Below are 23565 nucleotides of genomic sequence, written 5' to 3'. Positions count from 1 at the left end.
GGGAAAAATCAATTCTTAACCGCCTACCGAAAGCGCGCCGTATCCGGTGGCCAGTCAAACCTGCGTTCCCCGCAGTCGCTTGTGTAAGAGTCGCCCTGTCGCTGAATGTTCTGCGGGTGCACAACGGAGTCTCAGCTCGAAGACGTCATAGAATAAAAATGTAGAGTACTTGCTTCATCAAGGCAACAATTTGCATTCCTTAGTTTTAGTATTGTTTACTCTTACCACGGAGACGGCAACTGACACGCGCCTGGCACAACCCCGATCACTAGCGCACGAGTTTTATAGGGCGCAATCTCCGGGCGGGAGTCATTGATAGCACGCAACATCCTGCTGCACGACGGATGAGCAGATCGCGTGAGTCGCACAACACCTCGGAACATCAGATCTGGAGTTTGGCGTCTTATATCGAATTGAATCATTTCGTCGCACGGGGTTTCAGCCTCGAGCATCAGCGGCGTAAGGTTAGCCATTCATGAAGTCCTGGGACAGTCCAACAAGGGGTTGTGAGAGAGATATATTCGATAAAGAAATAGCATTTGACCTGGCCGGTTCTCGGGTGGGGTACATCTTCAAAAAGTGGTGTCACCACTTCTTGTTTCGGGGGGGCACCAGAATTGGTTATTGGTTGAGAGAGTAGATGCCCCGCAGGTTATCTGGCGATGAAGTCTGATGGTGATTCAGGAGGAGCCCGGTGCGGTGCTCAGTGCTCTCCAGACCACCTTCGTCATAGCGCGAAGCCCGTCGAGATCCGGAGTGTTCTTGCCTGCCCGACGTACAAAGATGAGCAAGCCCTGCAAGTTTGACGTGAGCAATGCGCCTCGCAGAGCGCAGTCCTCTGAAGACAATTCTGGATTGATCTTCGAAACCAGGCCTGCAAATATCTCCAGGTTTTGTCCGGTGATTTCCTCGAGGAGATCACGAGCGAAGTCCTCGTGCTCAGCCAAACTCCAGAGTTCAATCGCAAAGGCGCTAAAGTTGCTATTCGGCCGCGCCAGCGCGTTAAATGTCTCATCGGCAATCTTGTCCAGACGTGCCAACGGCGTAAGCGAACTATCTCTGGACAGTTTGCGATACAAATCCAGATACCGGTCGCCCATTGCCTCGACGGTAGCCCGCAGCAGGTCTTCCCTTGTGCGGAAGTAGTGCTGGAGCGTGCTCAACCGAAGGCCGGCCTCACTCGCGACACGCCGCTGGTTGAACGCCGCATACCCGTCGGTGGCAAAGGCGTTTATTGAAATCTCGAGGATTTCAGGCACGCGCGTGGTTCGGTTTCCCCGTCGCCTTGTCTCGCCAGCCGAATTGGTGGCTGACATATCTTCCGCCGTAATGATCAGTTGTTTCATTTCTCTTCCTCGTCGCGGGATGGCCAAAGAATCCGCAGCACCAATGGAACCTCGCTGAGCCTGCATTGATCCAGGCAAAGATGCCACAAACGGGCAAGCATCGGCCACATACCTCACAGGATTATAGGTCATGAAACCTGTAAAACATGTCCAATTATTGTATCCGATAATTATTTTTCGCCATGACATGACGCATTCATTGGTGTTTTCCCGAGGCGACTCGGCTTGCATCCCAGTCTTTTGACTACTATTATAGGTCCATAGACCGATAGAGGCGAGCTGCCTGCGGTAGAGCGGACCCACTGGCGATCGCGAACCAGAAGGTGCGCCTCCCGGGGCCGGATGGGGCGAACCCGGGAAGCGTTTGAGGAGCAGGAGATGGGTACGGAGGGGGTGTTTGAGGTGGTTGATCGACAAATGGTTGGTGCACGCAGCCGGGCAGACAGTCAGACTGACGCGACACAGCTATCCGGGCACCAGTCATCATCGTTGCATCCGCAGCGAGTCATCGCGGGCAGCGGGACCCTTCGAGCTGTTCTTTTTCCGGCATGACGACGGTCGGTGGCGCGTGTTTGCACCCGGGTGGGCGCGACCCATGATGGGACGATACGGTCGTGTTGCATAGCTGGGCTGCCATGCATTGGTGGGGCTGTTTGAACCTTGGCATGTCAGCGGATCGACCGGCATCGGGGTGTGCCGCCTTGTCAGGCGACAGTGTCAGAAAGACTGCTATTCCGTCGTTGACGAGGAACAAGGTGCCGTCCGTTCGCTAGTTGCTAGTAAAACACTGATGCACCTATAAGTTTGCAATTGTGCCCGCGCGCCACAAGCTACCGTTGGTATCGCAGATTTTATTTAAGAAGGTGTCCTTAGTTATGTTTGAAGAGCCATTCGGTAATTCATCGGGCGCCAGGCCTGCTTATGAGGTGGTCTGGGCGAGCAATCCGGCCAACCATGTCGCACCACCTCCGTTTGGCTGGAAGTGCAAATGGCAACCGTGTCAGTGGTAGTGGAAAGACCGGCAGTTTTCAAAAAAAGAGAAAGACAGACAGGAGATGCTTAGCATGGCCACCCCCCCAACGGCTCCCAGTGAACCGGATGTAGTCGACCGTCCGCATGCGCGCGGCAGGATGAATTTCACCCGGAGCGTCGCACGTGCGACGTCGAATCTGCTTGACGCATCCAAGACCTGTCGTCCGCTTGAGACCCGTGAGGCCAATCGCGAAGCCCGACCAGCCTTAAATCAAGTGCGAAAGCGCGCCATGAAGCGGTCATCGGTAGTACGTTCTGTCAAATTCGTTACTCTTATCGCATTGCCACTTGCGGTTGCAACGGAATCTCGCGCATTTCAAATTGAGACTCCAAATCCTGATTTGGAAATACACTGGGACAATACCGTGTCCTACAACGGTGGAGTGCGCGTACAGGGCCAGAATCCCGCAATTCTGAACAATCCGATTTTTGGGATATCTGATAACAAATTTGGCAAGGGCGACCTGTTTGAAAATCGCGCCGACGTGCTCTCCGAGTTCGAGCTGATCTACAAAAATCGGTATGGCTTCAGAGTCAGTGCAGAGGGTTGGTACGATGCCGCCTACCACAACACATCGGTTGGACCCGCTGCCGGGCCTGCGTCGGTTGGAATACCATCGACGTACATAAACAACAAATATTCCAGCTATATCGACAAGTATTACCGTGGACCCGGCGGCCAACTGCTCGACGCCTTTGTATTCGGAACGTTCGACGCTGGTTCCGTACCAGTCAGCGTAAGACTGGGGCAGACATCTGTCTATTGGGGCGAAGCACTGTTCAATACCGCCAACAGCATTGCGTATGCGCAAGGACCGATTGACATCAACAAAGCAATAACGAGCCCAAGCGCCAAATTGAATCAATTGTTCCTGCCGGTCAGCCAACTGTCTATATCCGCCCAGATAACGCCCACATTGTCGTTGGCTGGTCAGTATTTCCTGGACTGGATACCAAACCGCTATCCCGAAGGTGGGACCTATTTCGGAGTCGCAGACTTCCTTTTTAATGGGCCTGACCGGCTCTTCACGGGATCGTCGCAGCAGCCGTTCTTGCCCCGGTTGTCTGCTCTGACGCCCCATTATCAGGGTAACTTTGGTGTAAACGCGCGTTGGCGGCCGGACTGGCTTTCGGGCGGTACCATCGGCGTCTACTTTCGCCGTCTGGCGGAGACGGCGCCTTACGAGGCGCCGCTAATCACCTCATCCGGCTACCGGCTTGTATATAACGACAACGTCAAGCTATATGGCATCAGTCTGAGCAAGTCGATCGGCGACGTCAGCGTAGGCAGTGAAGTTAGCTATCGAGCTCATACAGCTCTCGCGAATGTCGGTATTGATCCGGCAACGAAGCAAGGTCCTATCGGCGACGTCATCAATGGCCTATTGAATGCTACGTATATCCTGCCGCGGACTCCTCTATGGAGCACCGGCTCAGTCGCCGCCGAGTTGGCTTATACGCATCTGCAACGGATTACAGCTCAGCCGCAGCTCTATAACGGAGTTGGGTCTGTTGCGTGCCAGAACGGCGGGACAAGCACGGGTTGCTCGACTCGCAACGCCGTCGCACTCACAGTCAACTTCGCTCCGCAATACCTCCAGGTGTTGCCCGGTGTGGACCTGACTATTCCGATAACCGTCTCGACCGGCCTCGCCGGCACCGGGCCGACGAACGGTTCGAGTTTTCAGCAAAGCTGGTCGTGGCAGATCGGTGCATCGGCGGTGATCCGACAGAAGTACACGGTCGCGCTGTACTACGGCGGTTTTCATAGCCGATATCAACAGACGAGTGCCGCGGGTGCTCCCCTGGCGACAACGACCGGAGCGGGCCCCTATATGTACAACGATAAAGGATATGTGTTGCTAACGCTTCAGGCAGCATTTTGACAGGAGGAGTGAAATCATGGGTTCGATCAAAAATGCGATCGCAATGTCGGTGACAATGCTTGTTGTGGGACACGCCTGCGCAGAAGTCAGCGATAGCGAGGCTAGGGCGCTCGGAACAACATTGACGGCATTCGGTGCAGATCCTAAGGCGAGTGCGGACGGCCTGGTCCCTGCATATACAGGCGAGCCGATCAAGCCGCCGGCTAGCTATCAGGAGGGGAGTGGACGCTACCCCGACCCGTTTTCAAGTGAGAAGCCGGTGGTCTCGATAACGCAGCAGAACATGGCGGAGTATAGCGATAAGTTGACGGAGGGCACGAAGGAACTCCTGAAGCGCTACCCTGATTTCCGCGTCGACGTATACCCTTCACATCGGACCATGGTCTACCCGCAATGGGTACTCGAGAAGACGAAGGAGCTGGCCCGCACCGCGAGTCTGAGTTCCGATAATTTGAACGTCGAGAACGCTTGGGGCGGCATTCCGTTTCCAATCCCAAAGCGTGGCGCGGAGGTAATCTGGAACTTCACGCTTGCTTACACACACTTCTCTCACGACGGCTTGAACAGCGCCTTTTTGGTCGACTCTTCCGGGAACGCGACGGAGGTCGGACGCAACAGGGTGATGGCCTACTCGGCTTACTACGATCCCGCCGCAAAACCAGACAAGTGGTATAGGAAATGGACTACCACATTTGTCGGCCCGCCGTCGTCGGTGGGGCAGAAGATCCTGGAGTGGCTGCCGTTGAATTATCAGCACGATGACGAGACGATCTATGCCTATACCCCCGGACTTAGACGTGTACGTCTCGCACCGGAACTCACCTATGACACTCCCGTTTCCTTTATTGGTGGAGCTGAGCTTGGTGATGAGGTCAATCTATGGGACGGCAAGATGGACCGGTTTGATTGGAAGATTGTTGGAAAGAGGGAGATGATAATTCCTTACAACACTTATCGGTTTCACTTTGAAACGCCGTTGAGCCAGATGCTCGGAAAGCACTTCATTTCACCCGATGCGCTGCGATGGGAAATTCACCGGGTCTGGGTGGTGCAGGCAGATTTGAAGCCTTCAGCTCGTCATGTTGTTTTACGGAGAACATACTATGTGGACGAGGACTCTTGGGCAATCGTCGCCACGGATGCATATGACCACTCTGGCAATATCTATCGCGCCGGCTTTGGGCCACACTTCGTTCCGTACGGAAGCGTTCCGGATCAGCCATTTCTTAATCAGTTTATTTACGATTTCTCAAAGGGAAACTATTCGATGGCTGGCATTGAAACCCCCAGTGGATTTTATAAAGTCTTGCCGGACGTGCCATTTAAGTCGGGGTTGACTCCGGATGCGCTGGCCGGTGCAGGCGTGCGGTGATTGAAGTGTCTGTGAGACGCAGCCGCAAGTGGTACGGAAGCAGACTCTTGACAAACAGTACCTGGTGAAGAAACGGGAATGTCAAATGCCTACTAGACTCTTGCTATTCGTGTTGGGTCTCACCTTCTCTTTCTGGGCGTCGGCGACCACGGGTTTTGTTGACCCGCTTGTTACTGCCGCGCCCGGTGTATCGCATCCTTCACGCTCGCCGTTGACTGCGATCACCACTGCTGGAGACCGGCTGGTCGCTGCAGGGTGGCGCGGGCTGATCATGTATTCCGATGATGGCGGCAAATCCTGGAGGCAATCCTCGGTGCCTGTTTCCGTGGATCTGACGGCGGTTGCATTTCCGACTCCAACCGACGGTTGGGTAGTTGGGCATGATGGCCTCATATTGCATAGCGACGACGCCGGCAAGACCTGGCACAAACAAATGGATGGCGTGGAAGCGAGCAAGCTGACGATCGCGTACTACGAGAAAAAAGCCGAGGAGGGAGACCAGCGGGCACGTTCGCTGCTCGAGGATGCGCGAGCGCACGAGAAGGATAACGCGAGTATCCCGTTCCTGTCGGTTCTTTTCCTGGACGCCCGAGAGGGATTCGCGGTTGGATCGTTCGGCTTGTCAATGCACACGTTAGACGGTGGCCGGCATTGGCTGCCCTGGAGTGACCACGTGGATAACCCGGAGGGACTTCACCTGTTCGGCCTATGCGAACTGAACGGCAGTTTGTACATTGCGTCGGAGAAGGGAACAGTGTTCGTACGGCGACCGGGAGAGCAGCAGTTCGTCCGCGAACTGACGGGCTATCGAGGCAGCCTCTTCGGGTTAGTCGGCGTCCGAGACACCGTCGTTGCCTACGGGCTACGCGGCACGGCATTCAGGTCGATTGATGGTGGGCGAACGTGGTCAGCGGTCGAGACTGGGACGGGCGCGACTATTACCGCAGGAACTGCATTGCCTAACGGACGACTGGCTTTGGTTGACGTTGCTGGCTCGGTTACCCAGAGTGATATCGGCATGACACGATTTTCGCTTATGTCAAGAGTACGTATGCCAATGCTCACTGGAATAGCCTCGCCCAAGCGGCAAGGATGGGTAGTAATTACAGGAGTCGCGGGGAATCAGGTCGTGGATGCCTACGTGGCTCCGTGACGGTTTACGCGAAGCGAATCTTACACCAACTGTGCAGCGGTTCTTAACGGTTGTCGCGATGAGGACGTAAATGGGACCGATAATTGATAGTTCCGGCAGCTTTCCAGTTGTGGGCAAACTGGAGGAATTCGATACCGCCAGCGGCGGCCCTTTGGAGCGGATGATTTTCAATCATCGGCGGTGGATTGTGCTCGCATTTCTGATAGTTTCCGCGCTTCTCACGCTTAGTGCTAGCAAGCTATCCATTAATGCAAGCTTCGAAAGCATGATTCCTCAGTCCCACCCCTATATTAGGAACTACTTTGATAATAGGGACGCACTACGAGGACTAGGCAACTCGGTGCGAATCATAGTTGAATCGAAAAACGGGACGATTTTTGACGCCGCTTATATAGGAAAGCTAAAGAAAATCAATGACGCATTGTTCTTACTTCCCGGTGTCGACCGGTCATGGATGAAGTCCCTATGGACGCCTTCCGTTCGGTGGACTGAAGTTACCGAGGAAGGGTTTCAGGCAGGTCCCGTGATGCCGGACCACTACGATGGATCCAAGGAAGCGCGCTCGGCCTTGGCGGTCAATATTGTGCGCGCTGGTCTGCTTGGAAGTCTGGTTGGGAAAGACTACAAGTCGACGATGATCGTAGTGCCGTTAGTTGATACGGATCCCGCAACCGGTAAGCCTCTGGATTACGTATCCTTTTCGAAGGAAATCAGCAAGCAGGTGCTTAGCCAGGCAGACAGTGATACAAAAATTCACGTTATAGGTTTCGCGCAGCTTGTGAGCAATCTAATTCAGGGGCTGCGGCAATTTTTCCTCTTTTTTTGCATTTCAGTGGCAATCGCTACGACATTTGTGCGCTGCTATACCCGCTGTTGGCGCAGTACGACTATATTAGTGGGAGCTTCCTTGATCGGCGTCATCTGGATGCTCGGTCTGATGAGGCTTTTAGGATACACGTTGGATCCGTACTCGATATTGGCTCCGTTTCTGATATTTGCCATCGGCCTCAGTCACGGGGCGCAGAAGATGAACGGGATCATGCAGGATATTGGGCGCGGCGTTCACAAGTATGTGGCGGCTCGATACACGTTCCGTAGGCTGTTCGTCACAGGTTTTACCGCATTGCTGACAAATGTTGTTGGATTCGCAGTGCTGATGGTAATCGACATTCCCGTGATAAGGGAGCTTGCCATAGCGACGAGCGTTGGCGTATGCGTACTCATTTGCACGAAGTTGATATTGGTTCCTGTGGCGCTGTCTTACATCGGAGTGAGTGAGGAGGCCGCGACAAGGTCAGTGAGCGAGAATTCAAAGGGAACAGGAATTGGGCGACACCTCGCGCAACTGCTGGTGCTCTTTACCGCGCGAAAAGGCGCGACCCTCGCTGTCATATTAGCAGGAGTGATGGGCGCTTCTGGTTATGTGATCAGTCGGCACTTGGAAATTGGAGACCTTAGTGCCGGGGCGCCCGAACTTCGACCGCGTTCGCAATACAACCTCGACGTGGCGTACGTTACCCAGCACTATGGGTTCACAGACGATCAGTTCGCGGTTATGGTCAAGACCCCTCCTGGGGGGTGCAGCAAATTCGAGACACTGCTTGAAGAAGATCGACTGGGCGTACAGCTCATGAATGTGCCAGGCGTGGAGGGCGTCACTTCTCCGGCGTCACTGATCAGAAGCATTTCGGCCGCCAACAACGAGGGAAATCCGAAATGGATGACGATAAGTCGCGATCCGTTGGTGATCGCGCCGGCGATGCAACAGGTCATGGCAAATTACCCGGAGCTAGTTAACAGTGACTGTTCTGTTATACCGATCATTGCACACTTGACGGATCATCGTGCAGAGACGTTGGGACGCATGGTACGAGCAGTTCAGGCATTCGCGTTGCAACACGACACTCCTGACAGAAAGTTCCTGTTAGCGGCGGGCTCTGCGGGGATAGAGGCGGCTACCAATATCGTAGTCGAGCATGCAAATCATTTGATGCTGGTTCTGCTGTATTCCGCCGTTGTGGTGCTGTGCTTTATAACGTTTCGAAGTATTAGCGCAGTCGTGGTCGCGGTATTGCCGCTTGTCCTGACATCTGTTCTCTGTGAGGCGCTGATGGTGGTACTGGGCATCGGTGTAAAGGTAGCGACACTCCCGGTCATCGCTTTGGGGGTTGGCGTCGGAGTTGACTATGCACTCTATCTGCTTAGCATCCAGTTGGCACTGCAGCGGCGAGGTGCCACGCTCGCGGAAGCATATCAAGGAGCAGTCGAATTCACGGGAAAGGTGATAGTGCTTGTCGCTCTAACGCTCGCAGCTGGCGTGGCGACATGGGGTTTCTCTGCGATCAAATTCCAGGCGGATATGGGAATCCTCCTGATGTTTATGTTTCTCTGGAATATGCTCGGCGCCCTCATTTTGATTCCTGCGCTATCACATTTTTTGCTAAGAGGAGTTGTAAAGACGAGGAATCAACCACTGGGCGCACCCGCATCGCACAAGGGCCGAAGCTTGGACACGACGGTGGGTGATGCAGTGTTGACGGAGCCAACGAGTCGATCTACTTGAATCACGGGGGCGAAGAGTGGGAGCTTGTATTTTGCTGCGAGATGATTTTCAGATCCCCGATTCAACTGCGATGTAATTGGCGTCGCTGGTGCGGCGGAGTCTCGTGCGAGTCTGAAGCGTCTAACGCACGGACTATTCGGCTCGATATGCATTGATGTGGAATCAAGGTGATCGATAGGCGTCTGACGAACTCCTCGACGCATTAGGCGTAGGGGCGTTATGTCGACAGGAAGATAACGCACTTGTAGATAGGAGGGTGTATGCAGAATCTGGAAAGCTGGCAGGATATCGAAGAAATTAAACAATTGAAGGCAAAATATATCCGTTACGGCGACACCCAGCAATGGGAGGAATTTAGGCGGCTTTTCACTGAAGACTTTGTAGGCGTGTTTGATATTATTCCACGCGCCTCCATAGAAGGAGCCAATTCGGTGACCATCGAGGGCCGGGATCAGTTTGTCGAAGGGATGGCGGGTTTGCTCAAAGGAGTTCGGACCGTGCATCAGGCCTTGCTCCCGGAAATTACATTGACTAGTCCGACAACCGCTGAAGGCGTTTGGGCGATGCATGATTGGGTGCAGATGCCGACCAGCGAATTTAAAGGGTGGGGTCACTATCACGAGCGATATCTGAAGGTTGACGGCGTTTGGAAGATCAAATACAGCCGAACCACGCGACTGCGGACGTGGGAAATATTCATCTGAGTATGGGAGATCAAGGATGCGCTTTCATCATATTTGCATTGTTACGACCGATCTCGATCGGCAGGTGGAATTCTGGCAAGACGTTATGGGTTTCAATCTTATGGTACGGACGACAATCCCGGATGGCGAGAATTGGGCGCCGACTGTCATGGCGCCTCGTGCGTTGCTAGAGGATCTCTATAAGACACCCGGTGCCAAGGCAGACGTTGCGGTTATGGTCTCAGAACAGGGCGCGATGATGGAGCTGCTTGCACCGATTGTGCCCGAGGTTCAGAAGACGCCATCTGATAAGTTGCTTTATAAAGATAGCGGAATTCGTGAGATTGCCCTCGTAATTGACGGTATTGAGGAGTTTTATAAGAAGGTGCGCGCGGCCGGCTATAAGACTCAAACGGAGTATGTTTGGCCCTGCGCCAATTTGGGGAAGACGTTCATTTTTTACGACCCCGATGGAAATATGATTCAAATTTGGGAGCATAGCCTTGCTGCTTCTGATGCGCTTCGCGCAAGTTGAATTAACTTTATAAAGGACATGCCATGAGAGTGGTTGAACTCACCGATGTGGGTGTCGATGCGCTGCGGGTAACGGACCGTGAAGAGGGGACTGTTGGATCGGGCCTGGTCCGCCTCAAGGTGAAAGCTATCTCACTTAACTATCGTGACTTGTACGTAGTCAAGGGATATATGCCAGTCCAATACCCGCTTATTCCGCTATCGGATGCCGTTGGAGAGGTGGTCGAGGTAGGTGCTGGCGTAAATCGTGTGAAGATCGGTGATCGCGCAATTGCGACCTATTATCCCGATTGGATCGATGGCACGATTGCTCCGTATAAGTTCAAAAGAGACCGCGGGGGCACAAATGACGGCGTCGCCGCGGAATATCTGGTGGTGTCTCAAGCTGAGCTTATCAAAGTACCGGATTTTCTTAGCGACGCCGAGGCGGCGACGCTTCCCTGTGCCGGGGTTACTGCCTGGTCGGCGATAACTGAGAGTTCGAATATTAAGGCGGGAGACGCCGTCCTCGTGCAGGGCACCGGCGGTGTCTCCTTAATGGCGTTGCAGTTCGCCTTGGCCGCTGGCGCCGAGACTTTCATCATTTCGTCGAGCGATGCAAAGTTGGAGCGCGCGAAGGCGCTTGGTGCGCATCACACAATCAATTACTCTCACACTCCCGGTTGGGGGAAGATTGTCTCGGAGCTGACGGGGGGGCGCGGCGTTGACCTCGTTGTGGATGTGGCAGGCTCCACACTTGGTGAATCGCTCGTTGCAGTGGCAAATGGTGGGCATATCTCACAGGTCGGCATTCTCGGAGGGGTGGAGGCGAGCCTGCCCATTTACCCGTTGATAACCAAGTCTGCTCATATCGACGGGATCATGTCCGGCAGCCGGGATGCGGCGGAGGTCATGATGCGCGCTGTCGAAATCGGCAAGATCAAGCCGGTGGTCGATAGCATTTTCGGGTTCTCGGAAATTCCAGACGCTCTCAAACAACTGGACAGCCGCAATCATTTCGGCAAGATCGTCATTGCGGTTGATTAATAGGCGCGCGAATCAGGTCCATGACGGAGGTACCCGAGGTTATGCGACGAATGGAAAGTCAGGAATCTGCGCGATCGTCTGATCTCCTGGACCTATACCCGATGAATTGTTCTCCTGGCATCAGGTTACTTCCGTGAAGCGAATCGCGGATCTGAAGGCGTCCGCAATGTGTCGGAGCGGAATGACGTCATCGGACTCCATGCTGGACCTCAGCCGTCTTTACGGCCTCGTCGCAGAAATACCGGCCCAAATTTGCTGCGGCTCTCAGGTCCACTTCCCGCCCACCCAGAAACGGGGGAAGTTTGGTCTCGATTTTAGTCATAGTAAAAAGGCCTGGATTGGCGTTCGGCTCGAACCGCATTTGGTCGGCGAAACTTCGCACGTTATTGCGGCACCCGGCGTGGTGGGCTCAGGGCGGGTAGGGGGCAGAGACGAAGCGTGCATGCTGTGCCAGGAATCGGGGCGTTACTTTCATGTCGCAGTCGAAATTAAACGCCCCTGTTCAGGTCGTCATTTTCTGCCGCTTGATTGGGTCGCCGTGGCTGTGGGGTTCCCACAGCTCACAACAAAGTTCTGATGATTCTCGCGTTCGCCGGGCGCTGGCGGACAGTGATAGTCCCAGCCCCTGCAACGCTTTACATTTGGAAAGTATTGTACTAGTCTAAACTGTACTGAAGTAAAATATAACGATTCTCATCGATATCCGGAGAATCGAAGAAGACCAGGGTCAATTGTTGGCGAAAGTCCGATCTTCGAACCTTGGCCTGCGGTACGTGAGTTCGGCGTAGTGTGCCCGGAAAATTTCGCGTACCAGGGGGAAGGGGATGACGTGTCGGTATGGAGGCAAGCCAAATGAGCCCAATTACAGTGAATTCCGCACCAGAGCGTGTGAGATTCGCGCAGCAATCGCTTCGTTCCGTGGTCGAGAAATGGCTTAGGCCAACGCTGGCCGCACCTGCCCGAGTGAGCGACTTCAGTCGAATGGCAATCGGCGGCACGCGCTTCGTGCGCGTCGAGGTGTCGCGACAGGACCGACGGATTTCCTTCTTGTTCTTTCGGCAAGTGGAATGTGTTTCCGCCAGCGACACCGCGTCCGATGACGAAATTCTATTGAATGATACCTATGCCGACCAGGCACTTAGACAGCCGTCATTTGAGCGTGTCAGTGACGAGAGTGTCTGCCAATGCAGCCCCGTGCCGACTTGGGGAATGCATCTTGATGCGCGGTAGTAATTTTCAGGAACAAAGATCATGTTTGCGGATTTGAGCGAAGATATCATTGATTGGCCACGCGCTATTGCGCACCGCCTCCGCGGTATTGTTTTCGCGGCAATTGTGGTCTGCGGGTCGCTAGCCGGACTGTGTTTTGGCGCTGATTCGCAGGTTGGGCCAACGCCAACCCACACCTTCGACGCGCCTCGAGAGGGCGAGCCCACAGCGGAGGAAATCGCAACTGTTTTGAGCGTCCGCTTTCATATAGGGTTGCACGACGCATTGGAAATCGGTCACGCGGTGCTGAACGCAGCCAGGCGCTACACAATCTCGCCGTTCTTATTGCTTGCGGTGATCGCGGTCGAATCTAGTTTCGACCGATTCGCGATCAGTGTGGTTGGCGCCAGGGGACTCATGCAAGTGCTTCCATCTCAGCACCGAGACCGCGTCCTTCGCACGTCCGATTTGACCGACGCGCGCACGAATGTTGGAATCGGATCAGAAATTCTGCATAACTACATAAGAGAGGCGGACGGAAATCTCGACAGCGCGTTATATCGCTATAGCGGGGGCGCGAGGGGCTATGCGCGACGCGTAGTCGATCACATGAGCACGATGAAGGCAGACTTCGGTTTGTAGTCGTGGCCTGGATCGGAATGGGCTGATGACGCTCAAGAAGCAGACAATGGGCAGAGTGATGGGGAAGATCGCATCTCGTGGATGGCGAACGGGGCTACAGTTCCGACCCCATCCGGCTCGGTCGACCCTGCGCCCTGCCGCGTCAGTAGCTTAGTCATTTCTGAAAGGGTGCGAGGCATGTCGCGTTCGGGACGGCTCCTGGGGTTGATGGAGATACTGCGCACCAGGCGACGCCCCGTGACGGCCGCGCAACTTGCGGTCGAACTTGCGGTGTCCGAGCGGACGATTTATCGCGACATCGCTGAACTGACGGCGCAGGGCGCTCCCGTTGAAGGCAGCGCGGGCGTGGGTTATGTGCTCAAGCCGGGCCATTTCCTGCCGCCCCTGATGTTCGCGCGCGAGGAAGTGGAAGCGATCCTGCTTGGGCTGCGCTACGTCGACCAGCGGGGCGACGACGTGCTCAAAACCGCTTCCGCTGCAGCATTGGCGAAGATCGTTGCGGTGCTGCCGCCGCTCGCGGGCGCCACGCTCGACGCGCCGCTTGCAATGCCGGGACCGCCGGCGCCGTTCTTTCCTGATATCGTAGTCGAACTCGACCGCTTGCGCGCGGCGATTCGTGCACAGTGCCGCCTCGAAATCGTCTATGCCGATGCGGCCGGGTGTTCCTCGCGGCGAGTGGTCTGGCCGGTGCAAATCGGTTTCATGGACAGCGCGCGCGTGCTCGCCGCATGGTGCGAACTGCGTCAAGCATTTCGCACGTTCCGGACCGACCGAATTCTCGAAGCGAAAGAAGGCGTGCGCTATCCGGGACGTCGTAGCGAGCTGATGCGGGCGCTGCATGCGCACCTGACGCTTTCCGCTCAAGCACAGCCTGCTGACAGAAACTGACAGTTGCTTGCGCGACACTGTCCGTTTTCCAGCTCATTGATAGCCGGCCAGAACGCCGGGTATCTATAGTTACTATGACTACTCGAGTTAACACCCCGCTCAAGCATTCGATGGGCGAGCAACAGTTTCGCGCTCTTTCGGCCATACTGAACTCGATTGAACCCGTCTTCGACGAGCCGGTCTTTCTCGCGACCGCATTCGACGGACTTGAACACCTGACGCTGATGGAACGCGTACGTCGCGCCAGTGGTGCGATTGACGCTGGCTCACGTGGACTACGAGGCGGTTACGATGCAGTACTCGCGCTGTTGATGCAGGCGGCGCCGCTGCTCGGCAAAGGGTTCGTGTCGCTCGTGGCGCCCGATTATGTCGGGCAGTACGGTCGGCATGCATTCGAGCGTTCTATGGACGCGCTGAAATACTTCACGCGATTCGGTTCGTCCGAATTCGCAGTGCGCGAATTTTTGCGTGATGATACGCACTGCGCGCTTGCGATCATGGAAACCTGGTCGACGGACTCAGATGAGGCGGTGCGGCGGCTCGCGAGTGAAGGCAGCAGGCCCCGCCTGCCCTGGTCATTCCGGCTGGGTGATATAGAGGGCGATCCGTCGTTAGCGGCGCCGATTCTCGACAGTCTGAGCGCCGACCCGAGTGCATACGTACGCAAATCGGTGGCAAACCATCTGAACGATGTGACGAAGATGCATGCGGCGTGGGTGCTGGAGCGAGTCGGTCAATGGGATGGAGACAATCACCATACCCGATGGATCGTTCGCCACGGGCTGCGCACGTTGGTAAAACAGGGTAATATGCAGGCGCTTGCGATCCTGGGCGCGGGGGGCGCGCCTGAGATTGTGCTCGAGGCGTTTAGCGTGACTCCGCAGCGGATTGTCATCGGTGACACGATCACACTCAGCTGCAAGCTGAGTTCGGCGGTGAAGGCGGCGCAGAGGCTTGTCGTCGATTATCGTATCAGATATGTGAAGCGCAGCGGCGCGACGGCTGCAAGGGTGTTCAAGCTGAAGGAGCTGACTCTGGAACCCTGTCAGCATATTTCGTTAAGCCACACCCAGCATATTCGCGACTTCACGACACGCACGCACTACGCCGGACGGCACGTAGTTGAGCTGATTGTCAATGGTGACGTCGTTGCGAATTCATTCTTTCACCTCGTCTGATCCGTCGTTCGGCGACAGGGGCGCCACGGTCCACCCCGTCTCGCTGATGGTCGAGGTTGCCTCACCCCATGTGCCTTCGATCGAGAATTGCCTCCCGGCACGTCCAGCAGCAATCTGTAGCCCTCAATGGCAAAGCCCTTAGTCAGGCTCTCCTTCGGGCTAACGCTTGAGGTCCCTACTTTGGCATATCCGTCCCGCGGGGGCGTCTACTCCATTAGCCTGAGGCACGCCCACTCGACGCAGGCGATGGAAAGTCTTCACGGCGCTCCGCCCATTTCAGGATCGCATCCAGTGCCGGGCAGAGCGCCTGGCCCCAATCGGTCAGGCGATAGTCCACCTTCGGTGGCACCTGGTGATAGACCGTGCGCGTCACAATGCCGTCCTCTTCGAGGCGGCGTAACTGCTGGGCAAGCATCTTTTGCGTGATGCCGGGGATCAGCCGCTCGAGGTCCGAAAAACGCCGCACCTGTCCACCGAAAAGGTGAAACAGGATCACCAGCTTCCAACGACCTTCCAGCAGCTTGAATGCGGCTTCGACGTCGACCGCGGCGGTCGCAGGCGTGTAGACTTTTCGGTTGGGCACGGCTTACTTACTTTTTAGTGCGTTCTTGCGATGTGGTAACTATAGCGCCATCATTGAGACATGCAAACGTGACGTTCAGGAAAAGTCCGATGAACATGACACTGCCGCCGCCACTGGATGCCTATCTGAATGCGGAAACCACCAACGACACTGCCCCTCTTGCGAACTGCTTCGCTGCCGACGCCGTCGTACAAGACGAGGGCCGCACTATCGAGGGGCTCGAAGCCATCCAGGCATGGAAGAAAGACGCCAAAGCCAGGTACCAGTACAACGTCGAGCCGTTGGACCTGTCCCAGGATGGCGCCGTCGTCACAATGCGCGCCAGGCTCACGGGCGCCTTCCCCGGTAGCCCGGTCGAGCTGACCTACACGTTTGTCCTGGCTGGCGGCAAGATCGCGTCTCTGGAGATTCACTGATGAGCACTGCACTCGAACTTCAGGGCCTTCGCGCGCTTGTCACAGGCGGGACCAAAGGAGTCGGTAAAGCCGTTGTCGCGCGCCTTTGCGAGGCTGGCGCGAACGTCCTTGCGACGGCACGTTCGCGTCCCGATGACCTTTCCGAAGAAAGGTTCATCGGCGCGGACATCACGACGGCCGAAGGCTGTAAAACTATTGTCGAGGCCGTGCTCGAACGGCTCGGCGGCGTCGATATAATCGCGCACGTGGCGGGTGGTTCATCTGCGCCAGCGGGTGGCTTCAGCGTGCTCGACGACGACGAATGGAACAAGGCATTGAGCCTGAACCTGCTCCCGGCAGTGCGCATCGATCGCGCGCTGTTGCCCTTGATGGTCGAGCAGCGCTCGGGCGTCATCATCCACGTCACGTCGATCCAGCGGCAGTTACCGTTGCCGGAGGCCACGATTGCCTATGCCGCCGCCAAGGCTGCCCTCTCGAACTACAGCAAAGCCTTGTCCAGGGAAGTCAGTCCGAAAGGCATTCGCGTCGTACGCGTCTCCCCCGGCTGGGTCGAGACAGATGCGGCCGCGGGTCTCGTTGCTGAGATCGCCCGGCAGAACGGCATCGACACGGAAGGCGCCCGCAAGATCATCATGGATTCGCTCGGGGGCATTCCTCTCGGCCGGCCATGCTCTCCCCGAGAAGTCGCAGAACTCATTGGTTTCCTCGTCTCCGCGCGGGCCAGCGCCATCACCGGCACTGAGTACGTCATCGACGGCGGAACTGTTCCGATCGCGTAATCTGAGAGGCTCTGTTGCAATAAGAACGGTATCCCGGAGACGGTGACGATCGACAAAAGTGGGATCATCGGGCGATCAAGCGCATTGTCTGACCAATGCTGGGGTTCAAGGATTTTCGTTGCACCCGAATCAGCTTGGGCGGCATCGAACTCATGCACATGATAGCGAAGGGTCAGAAGGACGATGATGAGGCACTGCAATGCTCCATCCCCGAGCAGTTTTACGGTCTTGCGACGTAAGCAATCCTATCAACGTCTCTCCGCTTCGCCTCCGCCCCCTTGCTGCGACACAACCTTTTCCTGCCTGACGCCTGCGTGCCTCATGAAGAGCGAAGGATGGGCCAAGCGTGTAGCTGTACGGGCGAACACTCCAGACCCGGAAGCGACGCGCGGAGTCCATAGGTATGCTGCGCCGATGTCCACGACGAGGAAACTGGATGGTTTTGTGCCCGCCAATCAACAACTGCAGCATGGTCGCTTTTCGTTGAAAGACGCGCTGAATCTGCACGGATCTCGCATACAGCAACAAATTTTAGCTGTCCGTTTATTGAGGAATGCGTGGCAGCGAATGTGGTGTCGACGACTCAATACACGGAGAAATACAATGCGGGGGCGTTCAAGCTTGCCAAGACCGTGGGCCAGCAAGAAGCGGCTGGTAGATTAGGCGTGTTGGCGACGACGCAGGGGAGCTGGAGTCAGTGGCGTCGTGCGCGAGCCGAGATGATTCAGCCAGTGGATCTGCGGTAAGCGTACCGGCCAGGCGCGCTGCTCTGCTATATCGGCTACGTCTCGCAGCGTTCACCGGCCCGGCCTGACTGACCGGGCTTTTTCCGTTGCTCGACTAATCGGAGGCGGGCACTTACAGGAATTGTTCGCCTACCATTTCTTCACTTTTCGCCCACAGAGCTTCAGCGCGCGCGGGATCGAGCGCATAGCTGCGTACACCGGACATCAACCCGTCGCCGTCGTCGTATTCTGCAACGTGGCAATCTTCGCAATAGCGCCCGCCAACGGTATCCGCTGCTGCGGTTACGCCCGCCCACAGCGATGTTGCTGAAGCTTGCGAAACGTCTTTCCACGGAAATGCGGCCATGCCGCCTGGATATGTCTGCTCGATTGCGGCCACCATCTGCTGTACGACGTCGTCAGTCAGATAGCGGCTCAGTTCGGTATGGGCTGCTCCGGGATGGACGGCGGTCGCCTGGATACCCTTGTCGCGGTGTCGACGGTCGAACTCTACCGCGAATAGGATCGTAGCCGTCTTCGAACGGCCATACGCGGCAAAAGGGGTGTACGATGTACGGTCGAAACCAGGATCGTCCAGATCGACATCTGCCAACCGATGGCCAGCCGAAGTGACGCTGACGATTCGTGCTCCTGGTCGCAGCAACGGAACGAGGCGATTGACCAGGACGAAATGGCCGAGGTGATTGACGCCGAACTGTGTTTCGAAGCCATCCACTGTCTCGCTTTTGGGGCAGGCCATGATTCCAGCATTGGCGATGATAAGATCGAACGTCTGGCCATTGGCGAGCAGCGCGTCTGTACACTTGCGCACCCTGGCAAGCGATCCGAGATCGAGCTGGACGAGGCTGAGCTTGCCGGGATCTGCTGAAGTTCCGCCTATGCCGGCGATCGCTGAACGGGCCTTGTCAAGGTTCCGCGCGGCACCAACGACATGGGCACCACGCTTGGTCAGCGCGCGAACGGTCGCTACACCAATACCAGCTGAGACCCCCGTGACAAGCACGCGCTTGCCGGTTAGGTCAAGATCTTCGAGTACATCGTCCCCAGTGGACGTCGCGTCAAATGGTTTGCTCATGTCGATTTCCTTGTCACGGGTATCAATCCGTTTTTGCCTGATAGTTGGAGAAGGGAAGGGATGTAGTCGGTGTCAGACGAACCTGGCGACCGGCTCGGGTACTTACTGATCGTTCCATAAATCATGACGTCACCACAACGTTGCCTGAATCCGGCACGCGGCGATGATCGAAGGCCGGCGCTGGTCGCTTTTGAGCTTGTTGCGGGTATGGTATGCAACTCGTTGAGGTTGTCGGGGCAGAAGTTCGCAATCGCGTGACGCTTGAGCCATGCCCACAGATACTGGACGGGATTGAGTTCCGGACAATACGGTGTCAGGAAGGCGATCTGAATATGGCCCTCGAGCGAATCCAGGTGTTGGCGGACAATTGTGGCGCGATGGGGCCTGGCACCATCCCAAATGATCAGCATCGGCTGCTTCAGATGCGCTTTGAGCGCCTTTCAGCAGTCCGCGTGCGGTCATCGAGTTCAGGATGACAACCCAGCGCTCCCTATGCGCCTGGGTGAAGTCCCGGTGAATCGAAGAAATCTTGGGATGTGAGTCGAGCTGGGCAATATAAGCGAACCAGACGCGCCACCATTGGATGCTGTGGTCTTCCAGGAGCATCACCGACGTCATGAAGGCTTTGAGGTCGCTGCCACTTTTCCGTAACGCCTCATCGGTGATAGTGACGAACCGGGCGTGATTGTATTTGAAGATGGGGGTCAACAACTCATCCTCGTTCTTGAAATAGTGCGTGACGATTGTCGTGCTGTAACCGGCCTCGCGCGGCACGTCGCGAACGGTCAGTGCACCCAGCCCCGATTTGGCGAGCAGGCGCGAAGCGACCTCGATGACGCGCCGGCGCTTTTCGTCATGATCGACTGGTGGTGGCATCCGAGAGCACCGCCTCCGAAATGTCTGTCTCATCTTGCGCCAAACTCACGTCGGTTCACGAACTAGCGAAACTGAAAACAATCTTCCCGGGAACATTTCCTTCCCACATCATCCGCATCCCTTCGGCGGCTTCCGTGATCGGCAGCACCCTGCCCACCTGAGGCTTCAACCCGTATTCGTCAACGAAGGTGATCAGATCCCTGAATTCGCTACGCGTTCCAGCAAAGACGCCCGTTACTGTGATTTGGTCGAATGTGATGCTAGCCAGTTCCGCACCCGGCTGATCACCGGTTGTCACGCCGCAGATGACCACAGTACCCCCCGGCCGCACGGAATGAATCGAATGTTTCCAGGTTGCCGCTCCGACCGGTTCGAACACCGCATCGACCTTCTCCGGAAGCGATTCGTTGGACGCGAAAGTCCGGTGGGCGCCGAGACTTTCGGCGAGAGCACGCTTCTCCTCCGAGCGCCCCGTCGCCCATACCCGCAAGCCGGCCGCGCGGCCAAGCTGAATGAGCGCGGTAGCAACGCCGCCGGACGCGCCTTGGACAAGGACCGTCTGTCCGGGCCGCAGCCGCACGCGGGTGAACATCATCCGATAGGCGGTAAGCCACGCGGCCCCTAAAACGGCGGCCGGAACCGACGCAAGGCTTTGTGGCAAAGGCACCGCATTGCGCCGCGGCACGACCATGTAGTCGGCGAATGATCCGTGAAACTGCTCGGTGAAAACATTGCGTTCGGGATCCAGTGTCTCGTCGTCTCTCCAATCGGTATTGCCGATGATTGGATAGATCGCGACCCGCGTGCCGTCGTCCAGAGTGCCGATCCCATCGCAGCCGAGGATCATGGGGAAAATCTCGGGTCGCCCGGCCGCGGCGCCCATGCCTCGCAGTGTCCAGATATCGTGCCAGTTGAGACTGGCGGCAGACATCTTGACCCTTACCCACCCTTCTGGAACCCCTAGTTCCGGGTGCTCGCCGACGATAAGCGCCGACAATGGGGAGTCGAAATTGGGCTTTTCCACATAGGCTGCGAACATGACTTTCTTTCCTCCGAATTTTCAGACGAGAACCGATTGATCATTCTTGTCGCGGCTTATATATGGCCGGCACAGGCCGTAATCCTCCAGAATGGGGAGGACGTCTTTCGTCACTCGACGGATGTCCTCGAGCGGCTTGACCCAGGTAAACAGAATGCCGTCGATACCAGCATCGGAAATCGCCTTCATCTTGCGCGCCACCGTCTCGGGAGAGCCTGCGATCAGGTAACGCATGCCGACGCTGATAATCCAGCCAGGAGTCGGCATAACGTCTGCCATGCAGCTAGCGGCATGAAGCCAGTTGTTGTCGGTGGGCACGTGCCCATCTACAAGATAGCGCGTGAGCGTCTCCCATGGCTTCAGGCTATAGTCGAGCGCCTTGGCGATCGCCGATCCTTCGGAAACCAAAGTTTTGGCAATTCAGCGCCTGGGCTTCGAATCGTTGCCGGGCAGCACGTCCTCGCGTGAGCACGATCTGGTGATGGCGGCCGCGCACACTGGGTACCCCGCACGTTATGAGGACACGCAGATGCCCACCATGTTGAGGTGGACATCTGCTGCGCCGACATCTCGCGCGAGTCTACGTTTGGCAAATCTCGCGCTTACGCACGACGATCTCCTGGCGTGGTGGGCGACACCGGCAAGAACACGCAATGCGGGTCAGGCTGACAGTCCACCGTCTATGGCGAGATCGATTCCGGTCACAAATTTGGACTCGTCGGAGGCGAGGTACACGCAACCGTACGCAATCTCCTCTGGCTCGCCCCAGCGCCCGATTGGCCCGAGACTCGCCGCGGCGAACTTCTGCGCCTCGGCGTTCTGCATTGACGCTGGCGTCCGAATGATTCCAGGATGCACGGCGTTGACCCGGATTCCTTCGCCGGCATGCGCCAAGGCCGTGGACTTGGTAAATTGGCGTATCGCGCCCTTGGACGCATGGTAGGCGGCGAAACTGGGGCCGCCACGCAGCCCGAACAGCGAGCCGATGTTGATGATGCTGCCGCCGCCGCGCTTACGCAGATGGCCGATGGAATGCTTGGTCGCCAGAAAGGTGCCCTTGGCATTGATGTTGATAATGCGGTCCCACTCATCCTCGCTGGTCTGCTCGGCGGTTTTGCCGATGCCGACGCCAGCGTTGTTGACCAGCACGTCCAGACCGCCGAAGCGCGCGACAGCGCGTTCCAGCAAGGCCTGGACCTCGGATTCCACACGGACATCCGTCTTGACGAACTCGGCCTCGCCGCCCGCAGCCTTGATCGCCGCCGTGCAGCGTTCGCCGCCGACCGGATCCACATCGACAACAACAACTTTAGCGCCCTCGCGGGCGAAGACAGTGGCGATGCCCTCGCCGATGCCGGAACCCGCACCGGTCACGACGGCTACTTTGCCTTGCAGGCGGCCTAAACCCTTTGCCGACATTGATGCACCTCCTTTCCTGTAGTGGTCAACCTGCTTCCCGGCGAACGCCGCAGCGCCGCCCAGAAGGGTTCCGCCTTCAAACCCAGAAGGCGAAGAAGCGCGCTTCGAGGCTTTCCCGGGGCGTCGCGTTGGGGTGGAGCTCGGTGTTGTTAAAGCTGCTGTGCCAGACGGTTTGATCGTCGTTGAATTTGGTGTCGTAGCCCTTGAAGATCAGCAGTTCCTCCTCGCTCATGTTGGAGAAGTAGTACCACTTGTCGTCCGGATCGTAGAGGCCCAGGCGCGTCTCGACGGTGTGCCCTTCCGCCTCCATGCTGGTGACGTTGTCCATTACCACGCACTTGCCGGGCTTGATGCTGAAGCCGTCGGTGAAGGCCAGCGGGAAATCCTGAGGCGGCTTCGACACCGCCCGCCAGGTGTTGTACATCACCACCCGCTTGTGCGGCGGCACGGTGATCTTCTCATCCTCCTGGACCCACCTGGCCCAGTCGTGGAAGGTCTCCTGAGTCACATCGGCGTGCACGAAGCCAGCCGGCCGAGTGGTGTCGTTGCCGTTTTCGCCTGGTGCGCGCTGGGACAGGCGGACCTGGCAGTACGTGCGGTACGGCAGGACGTAGTCGGCGCCGGAGATCTTCTTGATTGCCGCCTGGATCTCGTCGTGGTAGGTACCCTCCAGCTGCTTGGCGTCGCGCAGGTGCGAGACACTGCTGACATGGTCCACCAGGATGAAGCCTTCCTTGTCCAGATCGAGGTAGTCACGAATCGGGCGCGCGTCGTGGATGATGACCTTGTGCGCCTCCAGCGGCCGATAGGTCTGGCTCGGATCGATCACGTTGGATCGGGCGCGAGGGATGTTCTGGCTGAAATTCATGTAGGCCTCGACCGAGGGCAGGTGGATCTCGGTATAGGCCCGTGCAGCGGCGGCGAAACCAGACATGGTCGGTATCTCCTCTGGGATTTTTGCTGGATTTTTCGGGCTGGATCAGTCGGCCACAGGTTCGCTGGTCACCGCAGCAATAGCTTCGGGCGTTTCCCACTGGCTCTTCCAGCCCGGCGGTGGCGGCGCGATGTGATCGGCTGCATGGTTGCGCTTTGCCATCTCGTAGACCGCGCGGCAACCAAC

Annotated in this window: 19 protein-coding genes and 4 pseudogenes; 14 read left to right on the top strand and 9 right to left on the bottom strand. The window is 56.8% G+C overall.

Going from position 1 to position 23565, the window contains the following annotated elements:
* Positions 1-680: 680 nt before the first annotated feature.
* The gene (locus P3T23_RS43090; RefSeq protein WP_429322154.1) at positions 681-1346 is read right to left on the bottom strand and encodes a TetR/AcrR family transcriptional regulator; all 666 of its coding nucleotides are present in this window, start codon (positions 1344-1346) and stop codon (positions 681-683) included.
* 1064 nt (positions 1347-2410) lie between these two features.
* Here P3T23_RS43090 and P3T23_RS43085 point away from each other — a divergent pair.
* The 11 genes from P3T23_RS43085 (at position 2411) to P3T23_RS43035 (ending at position 15512) form a co-directional block, all read left to right on the top strand.
* On the top strand, positions 2411-4264 hold the full coding sequence (locus P3T23_RS43085) for a DUF1302 domain-containing protein (protein ID WP_429322153.1): 1854 nt from the start codon (positions 2411-2413) through the stop codon (positions 4262-4264).
* Between the two features lie 16 nt (positions 4265-4280).
* Positions 4281-5636, top strand: coding sequence for a DUF1329 domain-containing protein (locus P3T23_RS43080; protein WP_429322152.1), 1356 nt, complete (start codon positions 4281-4283; stop codon positions 5634-5636).
* Between the two features lie 85 nt (positions 5637-5721).
* Complete coding sequence (locus tag P3T23_RS43075; protein ID WP_429322151.1) at positions 5722-6789, top strand: WD40/YVTN/BNR-like repeat-containing protein; 1068 nt, start codon at positions 5722-5724, stop codon at positions 6787-6789.
* 70 nt (positions 6790-6859) lie between these two features.
* Positions 6860-9352, top strand: coding sequence for an efflux RND transporter permease subunit (locus P3T23_RS43070; protein WP_429322150.1), 2493 nt, complete (start codon positions 6860-6862; stop codon positions 9350-9352).
* 260 nt (positions 9353-9612) lie between these two features.
* Entirely contained in the window at positions 9613-10056 is a 444-nt protein-coding gene (locus tag P3T23_RS43065) for a nuclear transport factor 2 family protein (protein WP_429322149.1), read from the top strand.
* Between the two features lie 16 nt (positions 10057-10072).
* Positions 10073-10570, top strand: coding sequence for a VOC family protein (locus P3T23_RS43060; RefSeq protein WP_429322148.1), 498 nt, complete (start codon positions 10073-10075; stop codon positions 10568-10570).
* A 23-nt stretch (positions 10571-10593) separates the two neighbouring features.
* Entirely contained in the window at positions 10594-11595 is a 1002-nt protein-coding gene (locus P3T23_RS43055) for a zinc-dependent alcohol dehydrogenase family protein (RefSeq protein ID WP_429322147.1), read from the top strand.
* An 852-nt stretch (positions 11596-12447) separates the two neighbouring features.
* Positions 12448-12825 (top strand): hypothetical protein, encoded by a 378-nt coding sequence (locus tag P3T23_RS43050; protein ID WP_429322146.1) that lies wholly within the window; start codon positions 12448-12450, stop codon positions 12823-12825.
* A 21-nt stretch (positions 12826-12846) separates the two neighbouring features.
* Entirely contained in the window at positions 12847-13446 is a 600-nt protein-coding gene (locus tag P3T23_RS43045) for a transglycosylase SLT domain-containing protein (protein ID WP_429322145.1), read from the top strand.
* Positions 13447-13623: 177 nt separating this feature from the next.
* Positions 13624-14334, top strand: coding sequence for a helix-turn-helix transcriptional regulator (locus P3T23_RS43040; protein ID WP_429322144.1), 711 nt, complete (start codon positions 13624-13626; stop codon positions 14332-14334).
* 404 nt (positions 14335-14738) lie between these two features.
* Positions 14739-15512 carry a DNA alkylation repair protein gene (locus P3T23_RS43035; protein ID WP_429322143.1) on the top strand — a complete coding sequence of 258 codons (774 nt, stop codon included), beginning with the start codon at positions 14739-14741 and terminating at the stop codon, positions 15510-15512.
* A 214-nt stretch (positions 15513-15726) separates the two neighbouring features.
* On the opposite strand, the gene P3T23_RS43030 is transcribed toward P3T23_RS43035, so the two are convergent.
* Positions 15727-16095, bottom strand: coding sequence for a winged helix-turn-helix transcriptional regulator (locus tag P3T23_RS43030; protein ID WP_429322142.1), 369 nt, complete (start codon positions 16093-16095; stop codon positions 15727-15729).
* Positions 16096-16184: 89 nt separating this feature from the next.
* Between P3T23_RS43030 and P3T23_RS43025 the strand changes: the two genes are divergently transcribed.
* The 3 genes and pseudogenes from P3T23_RS43025 to P3T23_RS43015 form a co-directional block, all read left to right on the top strand.
* Entirely contained in the window at positions 16185-16511 is a 327-nt protein-coding gene (locus P3T23_RS43025) for a nuclear transport factor 2 family protein (RefSeq protein WP_429322141.1), read from the top strand.
* The gene (locus P3T23_RS43020; RefSeq protein WP_429322140.1) at positions 16511-17290 is read left to right on the top strand and encodes an SDR family oxidoreductase; all 780 of its coding nucleotides are present in this window, start codon (positions 16511-16513) and stop codon (positions 17288-17290) included. Before P3T23_RS43025 ends, P3T23_RS43020 begins: the two co-directional genes overlap by 1 nt.
* A gap of 62 nt (positions 17291-17352) precedes the next feature.
* Positions 17353-17529 (top strand): annotated as a pseudogene (locus P3T23_RS43015) (IS6 family transposase); the annotation flags it as partial.
* Between the two features lie 619 nt (positions 17530-18148).
* On the opposite strand, the gene P3T23_RS43010 reads toward P3T23_RS43015, so the two are convergent.
* The 7 genes and pseudogenes from P3T23_RS43010 to P3T23_RS42980 all read right to left on the bottom strand — a co-directional run bounded on the left by P3T23_RS43010 (position 18149) and on the right by P3T23_RS42980 (position 23379).
* On the bottom strand, positions 18149-19111 hold the full coding sequence (locus P3T23_RS43010; RefSeq protein WP_429322139.1) for an SDR family NAD(P)-dependent oxidoreductase: 963 nt from the start codon (positions 19109-19111) through the stop codon (positions 18149-18151).
* Between the two features lie 129 nt (positions 19112-19240).
* Positions 19241-19551, bottom strand: a pseudogene (locus tag P3T23_RS43005) (transposase); the annotation flags it as partial.
* A 277-nt stretch (positions 19552-19828) separates the two neighbouring features.
* Positions 19829-19987: pseudogene (locus P3T23_RS43000) on the bottom strand (TetR family transcriptional regulator); the annotation flags it as partial.
* A gap of 55 nt (positions 19988-20042) precedes the next feature.
* Positions 20043-21026 (bottom strand): zinc-binding dehydrogenase, encoded by a 984-nt coding sequence (locus P3T23_RS42995; RefSeq protein ID WP_429322138.1) that lies wholly within the window; start codon positions 21024-21026, stop codon positions 20043-20045.
* A gap of 297 nt (positions 21027-21323) precedes the next feature.
* Positions 21324-21440 (bottom strand): annotated as a pseudogene (locus P3T23_RS42990) (IS66 family transposase); the annotation flags it as partial.
* A gap of 246 nt (positions 21441-21686) precedes the next feature.
* A complete protein-coding gene (locus P3T23_RS42985; RefSeq protein WP_429322137.1) occupies positions 21687-22445 on the bottom strand; it encodes an SDR family NAD(P)-dependent oxidoreductase in 759 nt (252 codons plus the stop codon).
* A 76-nt stretch (positions 22446-22521) separates the two neighbouring features.
* Positions 22522-23379, bottom strand: a complete 858-nt coding sequence (locus tag P3T23_RS42980; RefSeq protein WP_429322136.1) for a CmcJ/NvfI family oxidoreductase — start codon at positions 23377-23379, stop codon at positions 22522-22524.
* Positions 23380-23565: the final 186 nt, after the last annotated feature.

The sequence above is a fragment of the Paraburkholderia sp. GAS448 genome (genome assembly GCF_050435685.1).
Lineage (GTDB): Bacteria > Pseudomonadota > Gammaproteobacteria > Burkholderiales > Burkholderiaceae > Paraburkholderia.
Note: the sequence above shows the minus strand (reverse complement) of the source record. Positions and strands in the feature narration are given on the sequence as shown.

Excerpts from the sequence above, each read along its gene's own strand:
- P3T23_RS43090 (WP_429322154.1), bottom strand. The coding sequence starts at position 1,346 with ATGAAACAACTGATCATTACGGCGGAAGATATGTCAGCCACCAATTCG.
- P3T23_RS43085 (WP_429322153.1), top strand. The coding sequence starts at position 2,411 with ATGGCCACCCCCCCAACGGCTCCCAGTGAACCGGATGTAGTCGACCGT.
- P3T23_RS43080 (WP_429322152.1), top strand. The coding sequence starts at position 4,281 with ATGGGTTCGATCAAAAATGCGATCGCAATGTCGGTGACAATGCTTGTT.
- P3T23_RS43075 (WP_429322151.1), top strand. The coding sequence starts at position 5,722 with ATGCCTACTAGACTCTTGCTATTCGTGTTGGGTCTCACCTTCTCTTTC.
- P3T23_RS43070 (WP_429322150.1), top strand. The coding sequence starts at position 6,860 with ATGGGACCGATAATTGATAGTTCCGGCAGCTTTCCAGTTGTGGGCAAA.
- P3T23_RS43065 (WP_429322149.1), top strand. The coding sequence starts at position 9,613 with ATGCAGAATCTGGAAAGCTGGCAGGATATCGAAGAAATTAAACAATTG.
- P3T23_RS43060 (WP_429322148.1), top strand. The coding sequence starts at position 10,073 with ATGCGCTTTCATCATATTTGCATTGTTACGACCGATCTCGATCGGCAG.
- P3T23_RS43055 (WP_429322147.1), top strand. The coding sequence starts at position 10,594 with ATGAGAGTGGTTGAACTCACCGATGTGGGTGTCGATGCGCTGCGGGTA.
- P3T23_RS43050 (WP_429322146.1), top strand. The coding sequence starts at position 12,448 with ATGAGCCCAATTACAGTGAATTCCGCACCAGAGCGTGTGAGATTCGCG.
- P3T23_RS43045 (WP_429322145.1), top strand. The coding sequence starts at position 12,847 with ATGTTTGCGGATTTGAGCGAAGATATCATTGATTGGCCACGCGCTATT.
- P3T23_RS43040 (WP_429322144.1), top strand. The coding sequence starts at position 13,624 with ATGTCGCGTTCGGGACGGCTCCTGGGGTTGATGGAGATACTGCGCACC.
- P3T23_RS43035 (WP_429322143.1), top strand. The coding sequence starts at position 14,739 with ATGGACGCGCTGAAATACTTCACGCGATTCGGTTCGTCCGAATTCGCA.
- P3T23_RS43025 (WP_429322141.1), top strand. The coding sequence starts at position 16,185 with ATGAACATGACACTGCCGCCGCCACTGGATGCCTATCTGAATGCGGAA.
- P3T23_RS43020 (WP_429322140.1), top strand. The coding sequence starts at position 16,511 with ATGAGCACTGCACTCGAACTTCAGGGCCTTCGCGCGCTTGTCACAGGC.
- P3T23_RS43010 (WP_429322139.1), bottom strand. The coding sequence starts at position 19,111 with ATGAGCAAACCATTTGACGCGACGTCCACTGGGGACGATGTACTCGAA.
- P3T23_RS42995 (WP_429322138.1), bottom strand. The coding sequence starts at position 21,026 with ATGTTCGCAGCCTATGTGGAAAAGCCCAATTTCGACTCCCCATTGTCG.
- P3T23_RS42985 (WP_429322137.1), bottom strand. The coding sequence starts at position 22,445 with ATGTCGGCAAAGGGTTTAGGCCGCCTGCAAGGCAAAGTAGCCGTCGTG.
- P3T23_RS42980 (WP_429322136.1), bottom strand. The coding sequence starts at position 23,379 with ATGTCTGGTTTCGCCGCCGCTGCACGGGCCTATACCGAGATCCACCTG.